Origin of the sequence: Aeromonas sp. ASNIH8, assembly GCF_002919855.1 — a bacterium.
In the GTDB taxonomy this organism is placed as follows: domain Bacteria; phylum Pseudomonadota; class Gammaproteobacteria; order Enterobacterales; family Aeromonadaceae; genus Aeromonas; species Aeromonas caviae.
Genome location: NZ_PQLN01000001.1, coordinates 113,547 through 128,749 on the forward strand (window position 1 = coordinate 113,547; position 15,203 = coordinate 128,749).

The 15,203-nt window shown below is 62.3% G+C and carries 15 protein-coding genes and 1 tRNA gene; 7 read left to right on the plus strand and 9 right to left on the minus strand.

Annotation, left to right across the window (positions count from 1 at the left end; translation table 11 throughout):
* Window positions 1-214: 214 nt before the first annotated feature.
* The 4 genes from nirC to rraA all read left to right on the plus strand — a co-directional run bounded on the left by nirC (window position 215) and on the right by rraA (window position 4,643).
* Complete coding sequence (gene nirC, locus C3418_RS00520) at window positions 215-1,027, plus strand: nitrite transporter NirC (RefSeq protein WP_103857775.1); 813 nt, start codon at window positions 215-217, stop codon at window positions 1,025-1,027.
* A 12-nt stretch (window positions 1,028-1,039) separates the two neighbouring features.
* Complete coding sequence (cysG, locus tag C3418_RS00525; protein ID WP_103857776.1) at window positions 1,040-2,446, plus strand: siroheme synthase CysG; 1,407 nt, start codon at window positions 1,040-1,042, stop codon at window positions 2,444-2,446.
* Window positions 2,447-2,578: 132 nt separating this feature from the next.
* Window positions 2,579-4,003 carry a magnesium transporter gene (gene mgtE, locus C3418_RS00530; RefSeq protein ID WP_181023047.1) on the plus strand — a complete coding sequence of 475 codons (1,425 nt, stop codon included), beginning with the start codon at window positions 2,579-2,581 and terminating at the stop codon, window positions 4,001-4,003.
* A 154-nt stretch (window positions 4,004-4,157) separates the two neighbouring features.
* Window positions 4,158-4,643 carry a ribonuclease E activity regulator RraA gene (gene rraA / locus C3418_RS00535; protein WP_010676045.1) on the plus strand — a complete coding sequence of 162 codons (486 nt, stop codon included), beginning with the start codon at window positions 4,158-4,160 and terminating at the stop codon, window positions 4,641-4,643.
* A gap of 280 nt (window positions 4,644-4,923) precedes the next feature.
* Here the strand turns inward: rraA and C3418_RS00540 are convergent, their stop codons facing one another.
* From C3418_RS00540 to C3418_RS00550, 3 genes are all read right to left on the minus strand, one after another.
* Complete coding sequence (locus C3418_RS00540) at window positions 4,924-5,598, minus strand: 7-cyano-7-deazaguanine/7-aminomethyl-7-deazaguanine transporter (protein ID WP_103857778.1); 675 nt, start codon at window positions 5,596-5,598, stop codon at window positions 4,924-4,926.
* 144 nt (window positions 5,599-5,742) lie between these two features.
* A complete protein-coding gene (locus C3418_RS00545) occupies window positions 5,743-6,030 on the minus strand; it encodes a DUF3630 family protein (protein WP_103857779.1) in 288 nt (95 codons plus the stop codon).
* A 10-nt stretch (window positions 6,031-6,040) separates the two neighbouring features.
* Complete coding sequence (locus tag C3418_RS00550) at window positions 6,041-7,468, minus strand: YdiU family protein (protein WP_103857780.1); 1,428 nt, start codon at window positions 7,466-7,468, stop codon at window positions 6,041-6,043.
* A gap of 104 nt (window positions 7,469-7,572) precedes the next feature.
* Here C3418_RS00550 and C3418_RS00555 point away from each other — a divergent pair, with 104 nt between their 5' ends.
* Window positions 7,573-7,875: a cytochrome c gene (locus C3418_RS00555; RefSeq protein ID WP_103857781.1), complete on the plus strand. Its 303-nt coding sequence runs from the start codon at window positions 7,573-7,575 to the stop codon at window positions 7,873-7,875.
* 48 nt (window positions 7,876-7,923) lie between these two features.
* Here the strand turns inward: C3418_RS00555 and recQ are convergent, their stop codons facing one another.
* Window positions 7,924-9,759: an ATP-dependent DNA helicase RecQ gene (recQ, locus tag C3418_RS00560; protein ID WP_010676050.1), complete on the minus strand. Its 1,836-nt coding sequence runs from the start codon at window positions 9,757-9,759 to the stop codon at window positions 7,924-7,926.
* Between the two features lie 131 nt (window positions 9,760-9,890).
* Here recQ and C3418_RS00565 point away from each other — a divergent pair, with 131 nt between their 5' ends.
* A complete protein-coding gene (locus C3418_RS00565; RefSeq protein WP_042878596.1) occupies window positions 9,891-10,355 on the plus strand; it encodes a thioesterase family protein in 465 nt (154 codons plus the stop codon).
* Between the two features lie 123 nt (window positions 10,356-10,478).
* Window positions 10,479-11,006, plus strand: coding sequence for a hypothetical protein (locus C3418_RS00570; protein ID WP_010676052.1), 528 nt, complete (start codon window positions 10,479-10,481; stop codon window positions 11,004-11,006).
* 235 nt (window positions 11,007-11,241) lie between these two features.
* On the opposite strand, the gene C3418_RS00575 is transcribed toward C3418_RS00570, so the two are convergent.
* From C3418_RS00575 to potA, 5 genes are all read right to left on the minus strand, one after another.
* Window positions 11,242-11,318: transfer RNA gene (locus C3418_RS00575), tRNA-Pro, on the minus strand.
* A gap of 141 nt (window positions 11,319-11,459) precedes the next feature.
* Window positions 11,460-12,185, minus strand: a complete 726-nt coding sequence (locus tag C3418_RS00580) for an MOSC domain-containing protein (RefSeq protein ID WP_103857782.1) — start codon at window positions 12,183-12,185, stop codon at window positions 11,460-11,462.
* A gap of 48 nt (window positions 12,186-12,233) precedes the next feature.
* Entirely contained in the window at window positions 12,234-13,076 is an 843-nt protein-coding gene (locus C3418_RS00585; protein ID WP_010676054.1) for an ABC transporter permease subunit, read from the minus strand.
* Window positions 13,073-13,978 carry an ABC transporter permease subunit gene (locus tag C3418_RS00590; protein WP_010676055.1) on the minus strand — a complete coding sequence of 302 codons (906 nt, stop codon included), beginning with the start codon at window positions 13,976-13,978 and terminating at the stop codon, window positions 13,073-13,075. The genes C3418_RS00585 and C3418_RS00590 overlap by 4 nt, the downstream gene beginning before the upstream one ends.
* A complete protein-coding gene (potA, locus tag C3418_RS00595; protein WP_010676056.1) occupies window positions 13,975-15,129 on the minus strand; it encodes a polyamine ABC transporter ATP-binding protein in 1,155 nt (384 codons plus the stop codon). The genes C3418_RS00590 and potA overlap by 4 nt, the downstream gene beginning before the upstream one ends.
* Between the last annotated feature and the right edge of the window lie 74 nt (window positions 15,130-15,203).

Consider the following 15,203-nt stretch of genomic DNA (forward strand, 5'->3'; position numbering starts at 1 on the left):
TCGACAACCCCCAGATCTATGTCGGTACGGGGATACCCCGTTGAAGTGCGCGACCAGCAGGTCTGGGTCGCCGTCTAACACCAGACCCCACCCCGGCCCTCCCCTTCACAGGGGAGGGAGCAAAAAGCCCCTCCCCCTTGACAAGGGGGAGGCAGGGAGGGGGTTAAAAAACAGTCAGGGCTGCCCGCGGGCGGCCCTCTTGAAGGAAACAAAGATGTATACCGAAACCATCAACAAGTGCGCCACCAACGCGGCCCGCATCAACCGCTTCGAGCGCAGCGACAAGCTCGGCTTCTGGCTCAGCTCCGCCATGGCGGGGGCCTATGTGGGCCTCGGCATCATCCTCATCTTCACCCTCGGCAATCTGGTGGATCCCGCCATCCGGCCGCTGGTGATGGGGGCCACCTTCGGCATCGCCCTGACGCTGGTGATCATCGCCGGCTCCGAGCTGTTCACCGGCCACACCATGTTCCTCACCTTCGGGGTGAAGACGGGCAAGATCACCATGGCCGACCTGCTGCGCATCCTGCCGCAGACCTGGGTGGGCAACCTGATTGGCTCCATCGTGGTGGCGCTCATCTACTCCTACGGCGGCAGCCTGCTGCCGGATGCGGGCAGTCTGGCGCACAAGGTGGCTCTGGCCAAAACCCAGGCCCCGGCGCTGACCCTGTTTATGAAGGGGATCCTCTGCAACTGGCTGGTCTGCCTCGCCATCTGGATGGCGCTGCGCACCGAGGGTGCCGCCAAGTTCATCGCCATCTGGTGGTGCCTGCTCGCCTTCATCGCCTCCGGCTACGAGCACTCGGTCGCCAACATGACCCTGTTTGCCCTCTCCTGGTTCGGTGCCCACTCCGAGGCCTACACCCTGGGCGGCATCGGCCACAACCTGCTGTGGGTAACCCTGGGCAACACCGTCTCCGGCGCCCTCTTCATGGGCCTCGGCTACTGGTATGCCACCCCCAAGGCCGAGCGCCCGGTCGCGCTGAGCGAGACCACCACCACTGCCAGCCAGACCCAAACCGCCTGATCAGGAGGCCCCATGGACTACTTGCCCATCTTTTGCCGACTCGACAACAAACCCGTGCTGCTGGTCGGCGGCGGCGAGGTAGCAGAGCGCAAGGCGCGCCTGCTGCTGGATGCCGGAGCCCAGCTCACCGTGGTCGCGCCCGATCTCGACCCCGAGCTGGCGGAACTGGCTGCCAACGGGACCATCGAGTGGCTGGCCGGTGAATTTGCGCCGCAGCAACTGGCGGGCAAGTGGCTGGTGGTAGCCGCTACAGATCGGCGCGAGGTGAATGCGCTGGTCTACCAGAGCGCCAATCAGGCGCGGATCTTTGCCAACGTGGTGGATGACCCGAAACGCTCCAGCTTCATCATGCCGTCGATCATCGACCGCTCGCCGCTGATGGTGGCCATCTCCTCCGGCGGCAAGGCCCCGGTGCTGGCCCGACTGCTGCGGGAGAAACTCGAAGCCCTGCTGCCCCAGCATCTGGGTGCCGTCGCGGCCTTCGCCGGCAGCCTGCGGGAGCGGGTCAAGACGCGCTTCGCCAGCATGGGCGAGCGGCGCCGCTTCTGGGAACGGCTGCTCGGGGCGGATCGGCTCGGTCAGGCGCTGGCTCGGGGGGATAGCGCCTCTGCCCACCAGCTGGCCGACAATCTGTTTGCCGACGAAAGCCAGAGCGCTGGCGAGGTGGTGCTGGTCGGTGCCGGCCCTGGCGATCCGGGTCTGCTCACCCTGCACGCCCTGCGCCAGATGCAGCAGGCGGACGTGGTGGTCTATGACCGGCTGGTCTCCGACGAGGTGATGGAGCTGGTGCGCCGCGACGCCAAACGCATCTTCGTCGGCAAGCAGGCGGGCAACCACTGCGTGCCGCAGGAGGGGATCAACCAGCTGTTGCTGGAGGAGGCGAAGAAGGGACAGCGGGTGGTGCGGCTGAAGGGGGGCGACCCCTTTATCTTCGGCCGTGGCGGCGAGGAGCTGGAGACACTGGTCGGCACTGGCATCGGCTTTCAGGTGGTGCCGGGGATCACGGCGGCCAGCGGCTGCGCCGCCTACGCCGGCATTCCGCTGACCCACCGCGACCACGCCCAGAGCGTGCGCTTCGTCACCGCCCACGGCAAGGGGGGTGCCCGGGATCTCGACTGGCCGCTGCTGGCCAAAGATCGGCAAACGCTGGTCTTCTACATGGGGCTCTCATCCTGCACCACCATCCGTGAACAGCTGCTGGCCCACGGCAAGGCAGGCGACACCCCGGTGGCGCTGATCGAGCGCGGCACCCAGCCCTGCCAGCGGGTCATTCGCGGCACCCTTGATGAGCTGCCCGAGCTGGCGGTAGGGGTCGAGAGTCCGGCGCTGATCATGGTGGGCTCGGTGGTGACCCTGGCCGACCAGCTTGCCTGGTTCGGGCAAGGAGGCGCCACAGACGTGGCCCTGGCCTCGGCCTGATCGCTGCATCCATTCCAACGCCACCCTCGGGTGGCGTTTCTTTTTCTGCATTTACTGTCATAACCTCTTGTTTTGAGTCTGGTATCCTATGGGGTGTGTCAGCCGGACCACCGAATTCAGGAATTCTGCTTCATGTCCCTCCCCCCCAAGAACAGCGCCAAACAGCGTGAACACGACAGAGCCCGCATCCTCACGCTGCTGCTGGCCGATGACGCCCTCACCGAGAGCCTGCTCGACCCGCAAGGGGAGCAGGACGCAGAGCTTCGGGACCAGACCAGCGAGCTGACCCGGCTGGTCAACAGCCTGCCCGCCGCCGATATCGCCGATGCGCTGGAATCCCTGCCGCCGGACGAGCGCCATGTGCTGTGGCAGCAGGTGGATGCAGACAAGCACGGCCAGATCCTGGTGGAGGCGTCGGAGACGGTGTGGGACAGCCTCATCAGCGGCATGAGCGACAAAGAACTCCTGCACGCCCTGAGCACCCTCGACATCGACGACCAGATCTACCTGGGTCAGTACCTGCCCCGCAACCTGATGGGACGGCTGCTCACCTCCATGGCGCCGATGGACAGGGACAAGGTGCGGGAGGTGATCCGCTACGGCAAGCACACGGTCGGCGCCATGATGGACTTCGAGCTCATCACGGTGCGGCCCGACGTGACCCTGGCCACCGTCCAGCGCTATCTGCGCCTACGCGGCCAGATCCCCGAGAACACCGACAAGCTGTTCGTCACCGATCGGCGCAACCGGCTGCAGGGGGAGCTACCCCTCACCGCCGTGCTGCTGCACAAGCCCGAAACCCTGGTGAGCGACGCGATGGAGAAGGATCCGGTCACCTTCGATCCGGAAGACAACGACGAGGCCGCCGCCCGCACCTTCGAGCGGGACGACCTGGTCTCCGCCGCCGTGGTGGATGCCAGGGGCAAGCTGATGGGACGGCTCACCGTCGCCGAGGTGGTGGACCTGGTCTATGAGGAGAGCGACACCGACCTGCGCCGCATGGGGGGGATAAGCGAGGAAGAAGACGTGTTCGCCCCCGTCTCCAAGGCGGTCAAGACCCGCTGGGCCTGGCTCGCCATCAATCTCTGCACCGCCTTCGTGGCATCGCGGGTGATCGGCCTGTTCGAGCACACCATCTCCCAGCTGGTGGCGCTGGCGGCCCTGATGCCTATCGTCGCCGGGATCGGCGGCAACACCGGCAACCAGACCATCACCATGATAGTGCGGGCGTTGGCGCTGCAGCACATCCAGACAGGCAACGTCTCCTTCCTGCTGTGGCGCGAGCTGGGGGTGGCCCTGATCAACGGCCTGGTGTGGGGGGGCATCATGGGCATCGCCACCTTCCTGCTCTATCAGGATGCGGCGCTGGGGGGCGTGATGACGCTCGCCATGATCCTCAACCTGCTGGTGGCGGCCCTGATGGGGGTCATCATCCCCATGACCATGAGCCGGCTGGGGCGCGACCCGGCGGTGGGGGCCAGCGTGATGATCACCGCCATCACCGACACCGGCGGCTTCTTCATCTTCCTGGGGCTGGCGACCCTGTTCCTGCTCTAGGGCCCGAGGCTGACCGTCTGCGGCGCCTGCCATGGCGCGGGGCCGCTTTCGCGCAAAACCGGCATTTCCCGCCACTAGGCAAGGAATAGTCGTTGAAATGCCAACCCCACTCCTTATACTGGATCCACCTGTTTCCAGCGGTGGATCTGACACAATGGAATACAACACTTCAGAACTGTGCGACATCTATCAGGACATGGTGGATGTACTCGAACCCATGCTCTGCTCCTTCGGCGGCCGCGCCTCTTTCGGCGGCGTCATCACCACGGTCAAGTGCTTCGAATCAAACGGCCTGATCCGTGAACTGGTCAAGGAGAACGGCGTTGGTCGCGTGCTGTTGATCGACGGCGGTGGCTCCATGCGGCGTGCCCTGATCGACAGCGAGATCGCCACCACGGCGGCGGAAAATGAGTGGGAAGGGATCGTCTGCTACGGTTGCGTCCGTGAGGTCGATATCCTGGAAGATCTCGACATCGGCATTCAGGCCCTGGCGGCCATTCCGGTGGGCGCCGACAGCAAGGATATCGGGGAAACCGATCTGCCGGTCAACTTCGGCGGCGTCACTTTCCTGCCGGATGACCACCTCTATGCCGATACCACAGGGGTGATCCTCTCCCCCGATGCCCTCGACATCGAGTAAACAGCGCTGAGTGAAAATGGGAGCCCTGGCTCCCATTTTTTATGGCCGTCATTTGGCTACAAGCTGCTGAAAAAAGACAAAAAAAGAGGGCCAGTAAACAACTGGCCCCTTAACTGGAAGCAATGTGAGCAATGTCGTGCCTTCACAAGAAGTCCATCACGTTGGAACGAATGAAGTCTTTCCCGGAAAACAAGGTAACAATAATCATTCTCATTTAACTGTGCAAGCCTTATTTGTAAAAAGTGCAAAAAAATGACCACCGCTCGGGTGGTCATTGTCGTCAGGCTTGCCGTGTGGCCGTTTGCAGACCGGCGAGGCCCGCCTCCCCCACCAGCTTGCGGCTGAGATAGCGCAGCAGCACACCGTAAAGCGGCACAAACAACCCCAGACTTATCAGCAGCTTGAATACGTAATCTACGGTCGCGATCTCGACCCAGTGCTCGGCCATAAAGGGATCTGTGCTGCGCCAGAAGGCGATGCTGAAGAAGGCGATGGTATCCACCAGATTGCCGAACAGGGTGGAGGCCGCCGGAGCCACCCACCAGGCTTTCAGCAGGCGCAGGCGGTTGAACACCACCACGTCCATGAACTGGCCCACCAGATAGGCCATAAAGCTGGCTAACGCGATCCGGGCAACAAAGAGATTGAACTCTGCCAGATTGCCCACCCCCTGGAAGCTCCCTTCGAAGAAGAGCACCGAGAGCACGTAGGACACGGTCAATGCCGGCAGCATCACGGTCTGGATGATCTTGCGCGCCAGGCCTGCGCCGAAGATCCGCACCGTCAGATCGGTGGCCAGGAAAATGAACGGGAAGCTGAATGCACCCCAGGTGGTGTGGAAGCCAAAGATGGTGATCGGCAGCTGCACCAGGTAGTTGCTGCTGGCAATGATCAGGATGTGGAACAACGAGAGACGCATCAGTGCCGTCTGGTACTGAGCCGGAGTCAGGTTCATATTGTGACCTTTTTGGTTAATGGGGTTAGGGAACCCATATCACCACCATGGCGATAATCAAGGGGCGAGATTATACGCCCCCAAATTGATAGTTCAATCTTTATGCGGTTATCTCAAGGGATTGACTCGCATCGCACGCCAAGCTCACTCCCAGGACTGCCGAGCCAGCCAGAGCAGCGCCTCCGCGTCGTCCGGCTGCTCCGCCGCCAGCCAGCAGCCGCTGTAATGTTCGTACTCGAGCCGAAAGCGGCTGCCTTCAAACTCCAGCAGCCAGCTGTGGCGATCCGCCCCCCACTCCCGCTCGAGTGCCGCCAGCTCCCACTCCTGCAACAGGGCCTCTGCCAGAGTCGGGAAGCTGTCCCAGTCAAGGCCCGGGCAGGTCAGCATCACCACCCCGGCTTCCCTGTCTGTCTGCGTGATACGCCAGTTCATCTGCGGCTCCTCAACTGCTGCACGAGAGCTCGCCCCCGCAATACCAGCCCGGATGCGGGGTGGCGAGATCCTCGTATTCGGGTTGGTCATCATAGGGGTGCTGCAGGGCCGCAAACAGCCGCTCGAACGGCGCCATGTCGCCCCGTTCAGCCGCCTCTATCACCTGCTGGGCCAGGGCGTTGCGCAGCACATACTTGGGATTGACCGCGTCCATCTGCCCCTTGCGCACACCATCCACGCTCCCTTCCCGGGCGAGGCGTGCCCGATAGGCCTCAAGCCACCCCTGCCAGACGGCAGGATCGGGCAACAGGGCCAGCAGGCTGGCGGGCCACGCTCCCTCTCGCGTCACCTCACCGAGACGTCGCAGGAAGAGGTGGTAATCCACCTTGTGCGCCGCCAGCAGCCGGAACAACTCGCGGAACAGCGCCGGATCCTCCTCTTCCCACACCGCCAGCCCCAGCTTGGCGCGCATCAGCTCGGAGTAGTGCAACATCAGCTGGTGCTCGTACTGGGCCAGGGCCGACGCGAGCGCGTCGCCATCCACATGGCCGGCTAGCGCTTGGGCCAGCTTCTGCAGGTTCCAGTATCCGACCGCAGGCTGCTGATCCAGCGCATAGCGACCGTCCGGATCCGAGTGGTTGCAGACGAAGTCCGGCACATAGGCGTCGATAAAACCGTAGGGGCCGTAATCCAGGGTCAGCCCGAGCAGGGACATGTTGTCGGTGTTCATCACCCCGTGACAGAACCCCGCCGCCTGCCACTTGGCGATGAGCCGCGCGGTGCGGCGCACTACTTCGGCAAACAGCTCGGCGCCATCGGCCAGCTCGGGGAAGTGGTAACGCCGCGCATAGTCGATGAGGGCGGGGATCTTCTCCCCCTGCCCGCTCCATGCGAAATACTCGAAATGACCGAAGCGCAGATGGCTCGGCGCGGTGCGCAGCACGGTCGCCCCGCTCTCCACCTGCTCCCGGTAGACAGGCTCGTCACTGCCCAGCAGCACCAGAGCCCGGGTGGTGGGAATGCCAAGGGCATGCAGCGCCTCGGAAGCCAGGTACTCGCGAATACTGGATCGCAGCACGGCCCGGCCGTCGCCGAAGCGGGAGAATGGCGTCTTGCCCGCCCCTTTCAGGTGCAGGTCCCAGCGGCTGCCATCCGGCGCCAGCTGCTCCCCCAGCAGCAGGGCGCGGCCATCCCCGAGGCGCGGGCTGTAGCCACCGAACTGGTGGCCCGCATAGACCTGGGCCACCGGCTGCATGCCCGGCAGGGGCTGCCCCTGGCCGCAACAGGCGAGCCACTGCGCCTCGCTCACCTTCCCGAGCCCCAGCTCCCCAAGCAGCGCACGGTTCAGATGCAGCAATCTGGGGCCATGCAGCGGCTGCGGGGCAACGGGCTCGCAAGCCCAGGGGAGTTCGGTGGCAAAAGTGTTGATCAACTTCATGGTGATGAGGGTTGTCCCTGCGTATGCTCGTGTCACTCTTTATACCGCCGTCGGCTCGTCGAGGCTAACAGGCGATCACGATTATTCATTTCAAGGAGAAGACGATGCCAAAGTGGGTCTATACCCTGCCCCTGCTGGCGCTTGCCTGGGGCCATCAGGCCAAGGCGGCCGACATAGACGCAGGCAAGGCCAAATCCGTGCTCTGTGCCGCCTGTCATGGCGCGGATGGCAAGGCGAGCGTCCCGATCTACCCCCACCTCGCGGGCCAGAACCAGGCCTATCTGCTCAAGCAGATGAAGGCGTTCAAGGGGGGGTCCCGTACCGAGCCGCTGATGGTTCCCTTCATGGCGATGCTGACCGAGGCGGACATGGAGAATCTGGCGGCCTATTACGCCAGCCTCAAATAATGCATGGCGCCGACCAACGGGCGCCTTTCCACTGTTTGTTGTGCCAGCCTACCGACGGCAATAGTCGATGATCAGGTCCATAAAGGCCTCACCGAAGCGCTCCAGCTTGCGGTGACCGACACCGTTGACCGCCAGCATTTCCTCCTCGGTCATCGGCATGAGCTGTGCCATCTCCACCAGGGTGGCGTCGTTGAACACCACATAGGGCGGCACCTCTTCATCCTCGGCGATCTGCTTGCGCAGGGCGCGCAGCTCCTTGAACAGCCGCTTGTCGTAGTTGGCGTTGTCGAGCAGGCCGTTGCGCTTCTCCTTGCGGCTGGAGATGGGCTGCAGGCGGGGTACCGCCAGTTCCAGCTTCATCTCGCCGCGCAGCACGGGGCGGGCCGCTTCGGTCAGCTGCAACACCAGATTGCGGGTGATGTTCTGGGTCAGCAACCCCTTGTGGATCAGCTGGCGGATGACGCTCATCCAGTATTCGTGGCTCTGATCCTTGCCGATGCCGTAGGTCGAGAGCTTGTCGTGACCGTGATCCTTGATGCGCTGGTTCAGCGATCCGCGCAGCACCTCCACCACATAACCCACCCCGAAATTCTGACCCACCCGCCAGACACAGGAGAGCGCCTTCTGGGCGTCTTCGGTGCCGTCATAGCTCTTGGGCGGATCGAGGCAGATGTCGCAGTTGCCGCACGGCTTGTCGTTGTACTCGCCGAAGTAGTTGAGCAGCACCTGACGGCGGCAGGTCTGCGCCTCGGCGAAGGCCGCCATCACGTTGAGCTTGTACTGCTCCACCTGCAGCTGCTGGGGGTTTTCGATGTTGTCGAGCAGCCGGCGCACCCGCCCGATGTCGGCGGGATCGTAGAGCAGCAGCGCCTCGGCCGGAGTGCCGTCACGCCCGGCGCGGCCGGTTTCCTGATAGTAGGATTCGATGTTCTTCGGGATGTCGTAGTGCACCACGAAGCGCACGTTGGGCTTGTCGATGCCCATGCCGAACGCCACCGTCGCCACCACGATCTCGATGTCATCCTTGAGGAAGGCCTCCTGGGTCTGCTGACGCAGCTCCAGCGGCAGACCGGCATGATAGGGTGCCGCCTTGCAGCCGTGACGGGATAGCCGCTCGGCCACCTCCTCCACCCGATTGCGGCTGGAGCAGTAGACGATGCCGCAGTTGCCCTTCTGGCTCTGCACGTAGCGCAGCAGCTGCTCGGCCGCCTTGAACTTTTCCACCAGGCTGTAGCGGATATTGGGCCGATCGAAGCTGGCGGTGTGGATGAAGGGATCGTTCAGTTCCAGCCGGTGCAGCATGTCGCTGCGGGTCGCCTCGTCGGCGGTGGCGGTGAGCGCCACCACGGGCACCTGGGGGAACCACTGCTTGAGCCGTCCCAGCGCCGCATATTCCGGCCGAAAATCGTGCCCCCACTGGGAGACGCAGTGCGCCTCGTCGATGGCGAACAGGCCGAGGGGCAGCTCCGCCAACCGGTCCATGAACTCGTGCTGCAGCAAACGCTCGGGGGACACATAAACCAGCTTGATCTCGCCTCGGCGCATGGCGGCAAAGTTCTGGATCATCTCCTCCCGGCTCAGGGCCGAGTTGATGTAGACCGCCGCCACGCCGTTGGCACGCAGGGTGTCGACCTGATCCTTCATCAGCGAGATGAGGGGGGAGACCACCACCCCGAGCCCAGGTCGCAGCAGCGCCGGGATCTGGTAGCAAAGCGACTTGCCGCCGCCGGTGGGTTTGAGCACCAGGGCATCGCGCCCTGCCACTATCTGCTCGATGATCTCGAGCTGGCCCGGCCGAAACTGCTGATAGCCAAACACCGCCTGCAACAAGGCAAGGGGATTCTCTGGCTGAGGGTCAGGCAGGGTTTCGGCAATGACGGTCATGGGCTCTCCTTTGGGGTCGCCATTCTAAAGCAGCCGCCGCCCACAATAAACCTGCCATTGCGAGTGTTAAGGAAGTGTTGCAGACTGGCTGGAGTTTTTACTCGGCTTTGATGACAGGGCGGACTGAAGGAATGAAACAGATGCTCAAGAAGATGGCGCTCAGTGGCATAGCCAACCTGTTCGCCGAAAAGATGCCCTTCAACAAGCTGATCGGCATGCAAGTCACCCACTACGACTTCGATAAAGTGGAGCTGCGCATCAAGATGGAGGAGAAGCTCATCGGCAACCCTTTCCACAACATACTGCACGGCGGCGTCACCGCCAGCCTGCTCGACGTGGCGGGCGGCATGATAGTCGCAGCCTCCTGCATCGACGAGCTGGAGGACTTCTCCCCCAGCTATCTCAAGGAGCGCTTCTCGCGGCTTGGCACCATCGATCTGCGGGTGGACTATCTTCGTCCCGGTCGCGGCAACGAGTTCATCGCCACCGCCCACATCATCCGGGCAGGCAGCAAGGTAGCGGTCGCCCGCATGGAGCTGCACAACGAAGAGGGCACCCACATCGCCTTCGGCACGGGCACCTACCTCGTCGGCTAATGGTTTTTATTGCATAAAAAGTGCGCTTCTAAGCTGATTTTAATCATTAGAATTCTTACCCCCTCCTCCGCTCAGGGTCCATACTGAAAGTCGGGATTCTGTGCAGAGGGAGGATTGCAGACGATGAGCGCGATACTGGCTACCCAACCATCCAGAGCCTTGCTGACACGACTTGAGGCCATGCGCGAAGAAGTGCAGACCCCAGAGTGCCGTCACTGGTTGGAACAGGAGCTGGAGGGGTATTCTCTCTGTTCACCCCTGCCTTGGTATCGCATCATTGCCTGTCGGCAACGCGGTCACTTCCTGAATCTGAAGACGGGGAAATATCTGACTTGCCATATCGGCAGCCAAACGCTAAGCCAACGCGACCTGGCCCAAGTTCAGTTCATCTATGCCCGTGAACCCGCCGCCCACTATTTACTGCGTCACGATTCCCATATCGAGCCCTGGCCGGAATCACTGCTGGAAGCGTATCGAGAGCAGCTGATCCCTGGTCATCTCTGCCTGCAAGCCTGGCATGAGCCCGTGTCTTCGCTGCGTTCACAACTGATGGAGGGAATAGCACATTTCATTAGTGAGTACCCCAAGCATGCGGCCCTGCAAACCCAACACGGTTTCAAGGCATTGCGGCATCAACACTGGCATATCTGAATGAGCGCCTGGGGCGCAAGGAGGGCACCATCGACAAGACCCATAACGAGATTGTCACAATCTAGAGTGCCGGAGTCAGGATCAGACTCCACCAGTGGGGCCACCGAGCGGTGGCCCTTTTAGTTGGGCAAATGAGGGAGATCGGAGCAGGAGCAGCAATCGACAATGGAAATGTCAGCTTTGCTTCAACAGACCAAATGCGAAAAGGCCGCTCATTGAGCGGCCTTTTCAAATGTGGTCGGTGTGAGAGGATTCGAACCTCCGACCCCTTCGTCCCGAACGAAGTGCGCTACCAAGCTGCGCTACACACCGATGTCTGCGGGGCGAGAATTTACCGAAAGCCCCGACCCGACACAAGCCTTTTTTTGCATTCACTCTAAAAAAATGGCTTTACGCTCAATAATTCAGCGAGTCGCAGCAAAAATCGCCCACAAGGTATCTTTCCGCCTGCCTTCAGTCCTGTCGAGGCAACCTGAACTCGGTCGGCCCCAGCAAACGCCGGCTCCAATCCGCCACCACACCATGTTCAAGCCAATGGGCCGCATGCTGGCGCCAGTTGGGAGAGAGCGCCGGGCTCTCCAGCAGCAGTTGCAGATCGTCCTCATTGCGGGCCTGGTTGAACAGGATGTCGGCGGTGCGCTTCACCGTCAGCTCAGGGTAGGGTCTGTCCACCAGTGTCAGCTCCCCCTGCGGCTCCACCCTTCCCTCTTCCAGCACCCGCAGCAGCCAGCCACAGCGGCCACTCAGCTGCATCACCTGGGAGAGCTGGCCATAGCCAAAGCGCTGGTTGAGCTTGAAACAGGGGGATCTGGGCTGGCTTATCTGGATCAGCGCCTCTCCAAGTCGATAGACATCGCCGATGCAGGCCTGCGCCTCCGTCAGCCCCGAACCAGAGAGATTCTCGCCAAAGGCGGCAGGCTGCCAGGGTGTGCGTGGTACAGGCAGTCCCAGCGCGGTTTGCCAGGTTTTCCACCAGGCGTAGTGCTCCGCAGGGTAATGGTGCAGGGCTCGATCCGGGCCGCCATGATGGCGTCTGTCACTCTGCTCATCTCCGCGAAGGCCGAGGAAATCGCACCACAGAGGGGCGTCGGCAGGCTGCTTGTGGATGGCACTGATGAGGCCGGGGGCCTGCTCTGGGTTCAGTTCGGCGCTCTGGCCTATGAAGAGGGAGATCCGCATTCCATTCTCCTAACGGATGGGGGAATGCGGATCTTATCACGGGGCAGGTCAGGCAACTGCCTGCATCTGGGTGGTCATGGCGATCTCGGCGCGGCGGCGTTTCTCCGCCCGTGCCATCAGATACCAGCTACCGAAGGTGAACAGGGATACCGACAGCAGGATCAGACTCGCGATGGCGTTGATCTCGGGCTTCACGCCGAGGCGCACCGCCGAGAACACTTCCATCGGCAAGGTGGTCGAACCCGGGCCGGAGACGAAGCTCGCCAGCACCAGATCATCCAGCGACAGGGCAAACGACATCATGCCACCCGCCGCCAGCGACGGGGCGATCATCGGGATGGTGATCAGGAAGAACACCTTCCAGGGCTTGGCACCCAGGTCCATGGCCGCCTCCTCGATGGAGAGATCCAGCTCCCGCAGCCGCGCCGACACCACGATCGCCACATAGGCGGTACAGAAGGTGGTATGTGCTATCCAGATGGTCAGCATGCCCCGCTCCGCGGGCCAACCCACCAGCTGGGCCATGGCCACGAACAGCAGCAGCAGGGAGAGACCGGTGATCACCTCGGGCATCACCAGCGGCGCCGTCACCATGCCGCCGAACAGGGTCCGGCCACGGAAGTGAGGGATCCGGGTCAGCACGAAGGCCGCCACCGTCCCCAGCGCCACCGCCGCGATGGCGGTGTAGAAGGCGATCTCCAGGGAGCGGAACACGGACCCGATCAACTGTTTGTTGTCGAGCAGGCCGAAGTACCACTTGAGCGACCACCCCCCCCACACCGTCACCAGCTTGGAGGCGTTGAAGGAGTAGATGACCATGATGATCATGGGCAGGTAGATGAACAGCAGACCCAGCCACAGCATCAGCTTGGCAAAACCGAAACGTCTCATGCCTTGCCCTCCAGCTCTTTGGCCTGGTTGCGGTTGAACAGGATGATGGGAATGATCAGCACCGCCAGCATCACCACCGCCAAGGCGGAGGCTACCGGCCAGTCACGGTTGTTGAAGAACTCCTGCCACAACACCTTGCCGATCATCAGGGTCTCCGGGCCACCCAGCATCTCGGGGATGACGAACTCGCCCACCACCGGGATGAACACCAGCATGCAACCGGCGATGATGCCGTTCTTGGAGAGTGGCACCGTGATCTGCCAGAACCGGGTCAGGTTGCGGGCACCCAGATCGGAGGCCGCCTCCAGCAGGCTCTGGTCGTGCTTGACCAGGTTGGCGTAGAGCGGCAGCACCATGAACGGCAGGTAGGAGTAAACGATGCCGATATAGACCGCCAGGTTGGTATTGAGGATCTGCAGCGGTTCGTCGATCACCCCGATGCCCAGCAGGACGCTGTTGAGCAGGCCGTTGTTGCTGAGGATCCCCATCCAGGCGTAGACCCGGATCAGGATCGCCGTCCAGGTCGGCATCATGATGAGCAGCAGCAGAACGGTCTGAGTCTCCTTGTTGGCCCGCGAAATGGCGTAAGCCATGGGATAACCGATCAACAGGCAGAGCAGGGTGCTGACCAGGGCTATCTTGAGGGACCCCAGATAAGCCGCGATGTAGAGCTCATCCTCCTGCAGCAGCAGGTAGTTGCCCAGGTTGAGCAGTATGGTGAGCTGATTGTCTGCCCAGCTCACCACGTCCGTGTAGGGCGGGATGGCCACGTCCGCTTCGGCGAAGCTGATCTTCACGACGATGATGAAGGGCAGCAGGAAGAAGAGGAACAGCCAGAAGAAGGGGATGCCGATGACCAGCTGCCGCCCTCCCACCTGTTTGAGTCGTCTCAATGCCTTCATGATTGCAGCACCACGCCGCTGTCATCTTCCCAGTAGAGGAACACCTGGTCATCCCAGGTCGGCCGTTTGCCGTGGCGTTCGGCATTGGCGATGAAAGCCTGAACGATTTTGCCCGAGGGCAACTGGATGTGATACACGGAATGGCCGCCCAGATAGGCGATGTCATAAACCTCGCCCTTGGTCCAGTTGAAGTCCGGATGCTCGATCTCTTCCGGCTTTTGCAGGCTCATCAGCAGTTTTTCCGGACGCAGGGCATAGGTGACCTTCTTGTTCTCCGCCCGTGAGCTGATGCCGTGACCCACATAGATGGGCTGCTCCAGATCCGCACAGGCGATGATGGCGTGGTCCTGTTCATCCTCCACCAGCAGGCCGTCAAACAGGTTGACGTTGCCGATGAACTCGCACACCAGCCGACTGGCCGGGGTCTCGTAGATGTCCATCGGGCTGCCGATCTGCTCGATGCAACCGAGGTGCATGATGGCGATCCGCTCGGCCATGGTCATGGCTTCTTCCTGATCGTGGGTCACCATGACGCAGGTCACGCCCACCCGCTCGATGATCTCGACCAGCTCGAGCTGCATGGTGGAGCGCAGCTTCTTGTCCAGCGCCCCCATGGGCTCATCCAGCAGCAGCAGCTTGGGACGCTTGGCCAGGGAACGAGCCAGGGCCACCCGCTGACGCTGACCACCGGAGAGCTGGTGCGGCTTGCGGCGGGCGTACTGGGTCATCTGCACCAGCTTGAGCATCTCTTCCACCCGGGCATCGATCTCCGCCTTGGGCAGGCCATCCTGCTTGAGGCCGAAGGCGATGTTCTGGGCCACCGTCATGTGGGGGAACAGGGCATAGGACTGGAACATCATGTTGATGGGGCGTTCATAGGGCGGCATGTCGGTAATGTCGACGCCGTCGAGGAACAGCCGTCCTTCCGTGGGTCGCTCGAACCCGGCCAGCATCCGCAGCAAGGTGGACTTGCCGGAGCCGGACCCACCCAGCAGGGCGAAGATCTCGCCCTTGTGGATGTTGAGAGACACGTTGTCGACCGCCAGCGTTTCGTCGAACTGCTTGCTTACCCTGTCTATTTTGACCAGCACTTCTTTACGCTGCTGGCTGCCCTCGAGGGCTTTCTTGTAGGCACTGGAGGCTATCGCCATTACCAAACTCCCAAAGGTGATTCCGGCCTGGGCCGATCCATCAATACAATCTGGCGCCCCGGGATGGGCGCCAA

What these genes read in the sequence shown, in the direction of transcription:
- nirC (WP_103857775.1), top strand. Translation starts at nt 215, where the DNA reads ATGTATACCGAAACCATCAACAAGTGCGCCACCAACGCGGCCCGCATC.
- cysG (WP_103857776.1), top strand. Translation starts at nt 1,040, where the DNA reads ATGGACTACTTGCCCATCTTTTGCCGACTCGACAACAAACCCGTGCTG.
- mgtE (WP_181023047.1), top strand. Translation starts at nt 2,579, where the DNA reads ATGTCCCTCCCCCCCAAGAACAGCGCCAAACAGCGTGAACACGACAGA.
- rraA (WP_010676045.1), top strand. Translation starts at nt 4,158, where the DNA reads ATGGAATACAACACTTCAGAACTGTGCGACATCTATCAGGACATGGTG.
- C3418_RS00540 (WP_103857778.1), bottom strand. Translation starts at nt 5,598, where the DNA reads ATGAACCTGACTCCGGCTCAGTACCAGACGGCACTGATGCGTCTCTCG.
- C3418_RS00545 (WP_103857779.1), bottom strand. Translation starts at nt 6,030, where the DNA reads ATGAACTGGCGTATCACGCAGACAGACAGGGAAGCCGGGGTGGTGATG.
- C3418_RS00550 (WP_103857780.1), bottom strand. Translation starts at nt 7,468, where the DNA reads ATGAAGTTGATCAACACTTTTGCCACCGAACTCCCCTGGGCTTGCGAG.
- C3418_RS00555 (WP_103857781.1), top strand. Translation starts at nt 7,573, where the DNA reads ATGCCAAAGTGGGTCTATACCCTGCCCCTGCTGGCGCTTGCCTGGGGC.
- recQ (WP_010676050.1), bottom strand. Translation starts at nt 9,759, where the DNA reads ATGACCGTCATTGCCGAAACCCTGCCTGACCCTCAGCCAGAGAATCCC.
- C3418_RS00565 (WP_042878596.1), top strand. Translation starts at nt 9,891, where the DNA reads ATGAAACAGATGCTCAAGAAGATGGCGCTCAGTGGCATAGCCAACCTG.
- C3418_RS00570 (WP_010676052.1), top strand. Translation starts at nt 10,479, where the DNA reads ATGAGCGCGATACTGGCTACCCAACCATCCAGAGCCTTGCTGACACGA.
- C3418_RS00580 (WP_103857782.1), bottom strand. Translation starts at nt 12,185, where the DNA reads ATGCGGATCTCCCTCTTCATAGGCCAGAGCGCCGAACTGAACCCAGAG.
- C3418_RS00585 (WP_010676054.1), bottom strand. Translation starts at nt 13,076, where the DNA reads ATGAGACGTTTCGGTTTTGCCAAGCTGATGCTGTGGCTGGGTCTGCTG.
- C3418_RS00590 (WP_010676055.1), bottom strand. Translation starts at nt 13,978, where the DNA reads ATGAAGGCATTGAGACGACTCAAACAGGTGGGAGGGCGGCAGCTGGTC.
- potA (WP_010676056.1), bottom strand. Translation starts at nt 15,129, where the DNA reads ATGGCGATAGCCTCCAGTGCCTACAAGAAAGCCCTCGAGGGCAGCCAG.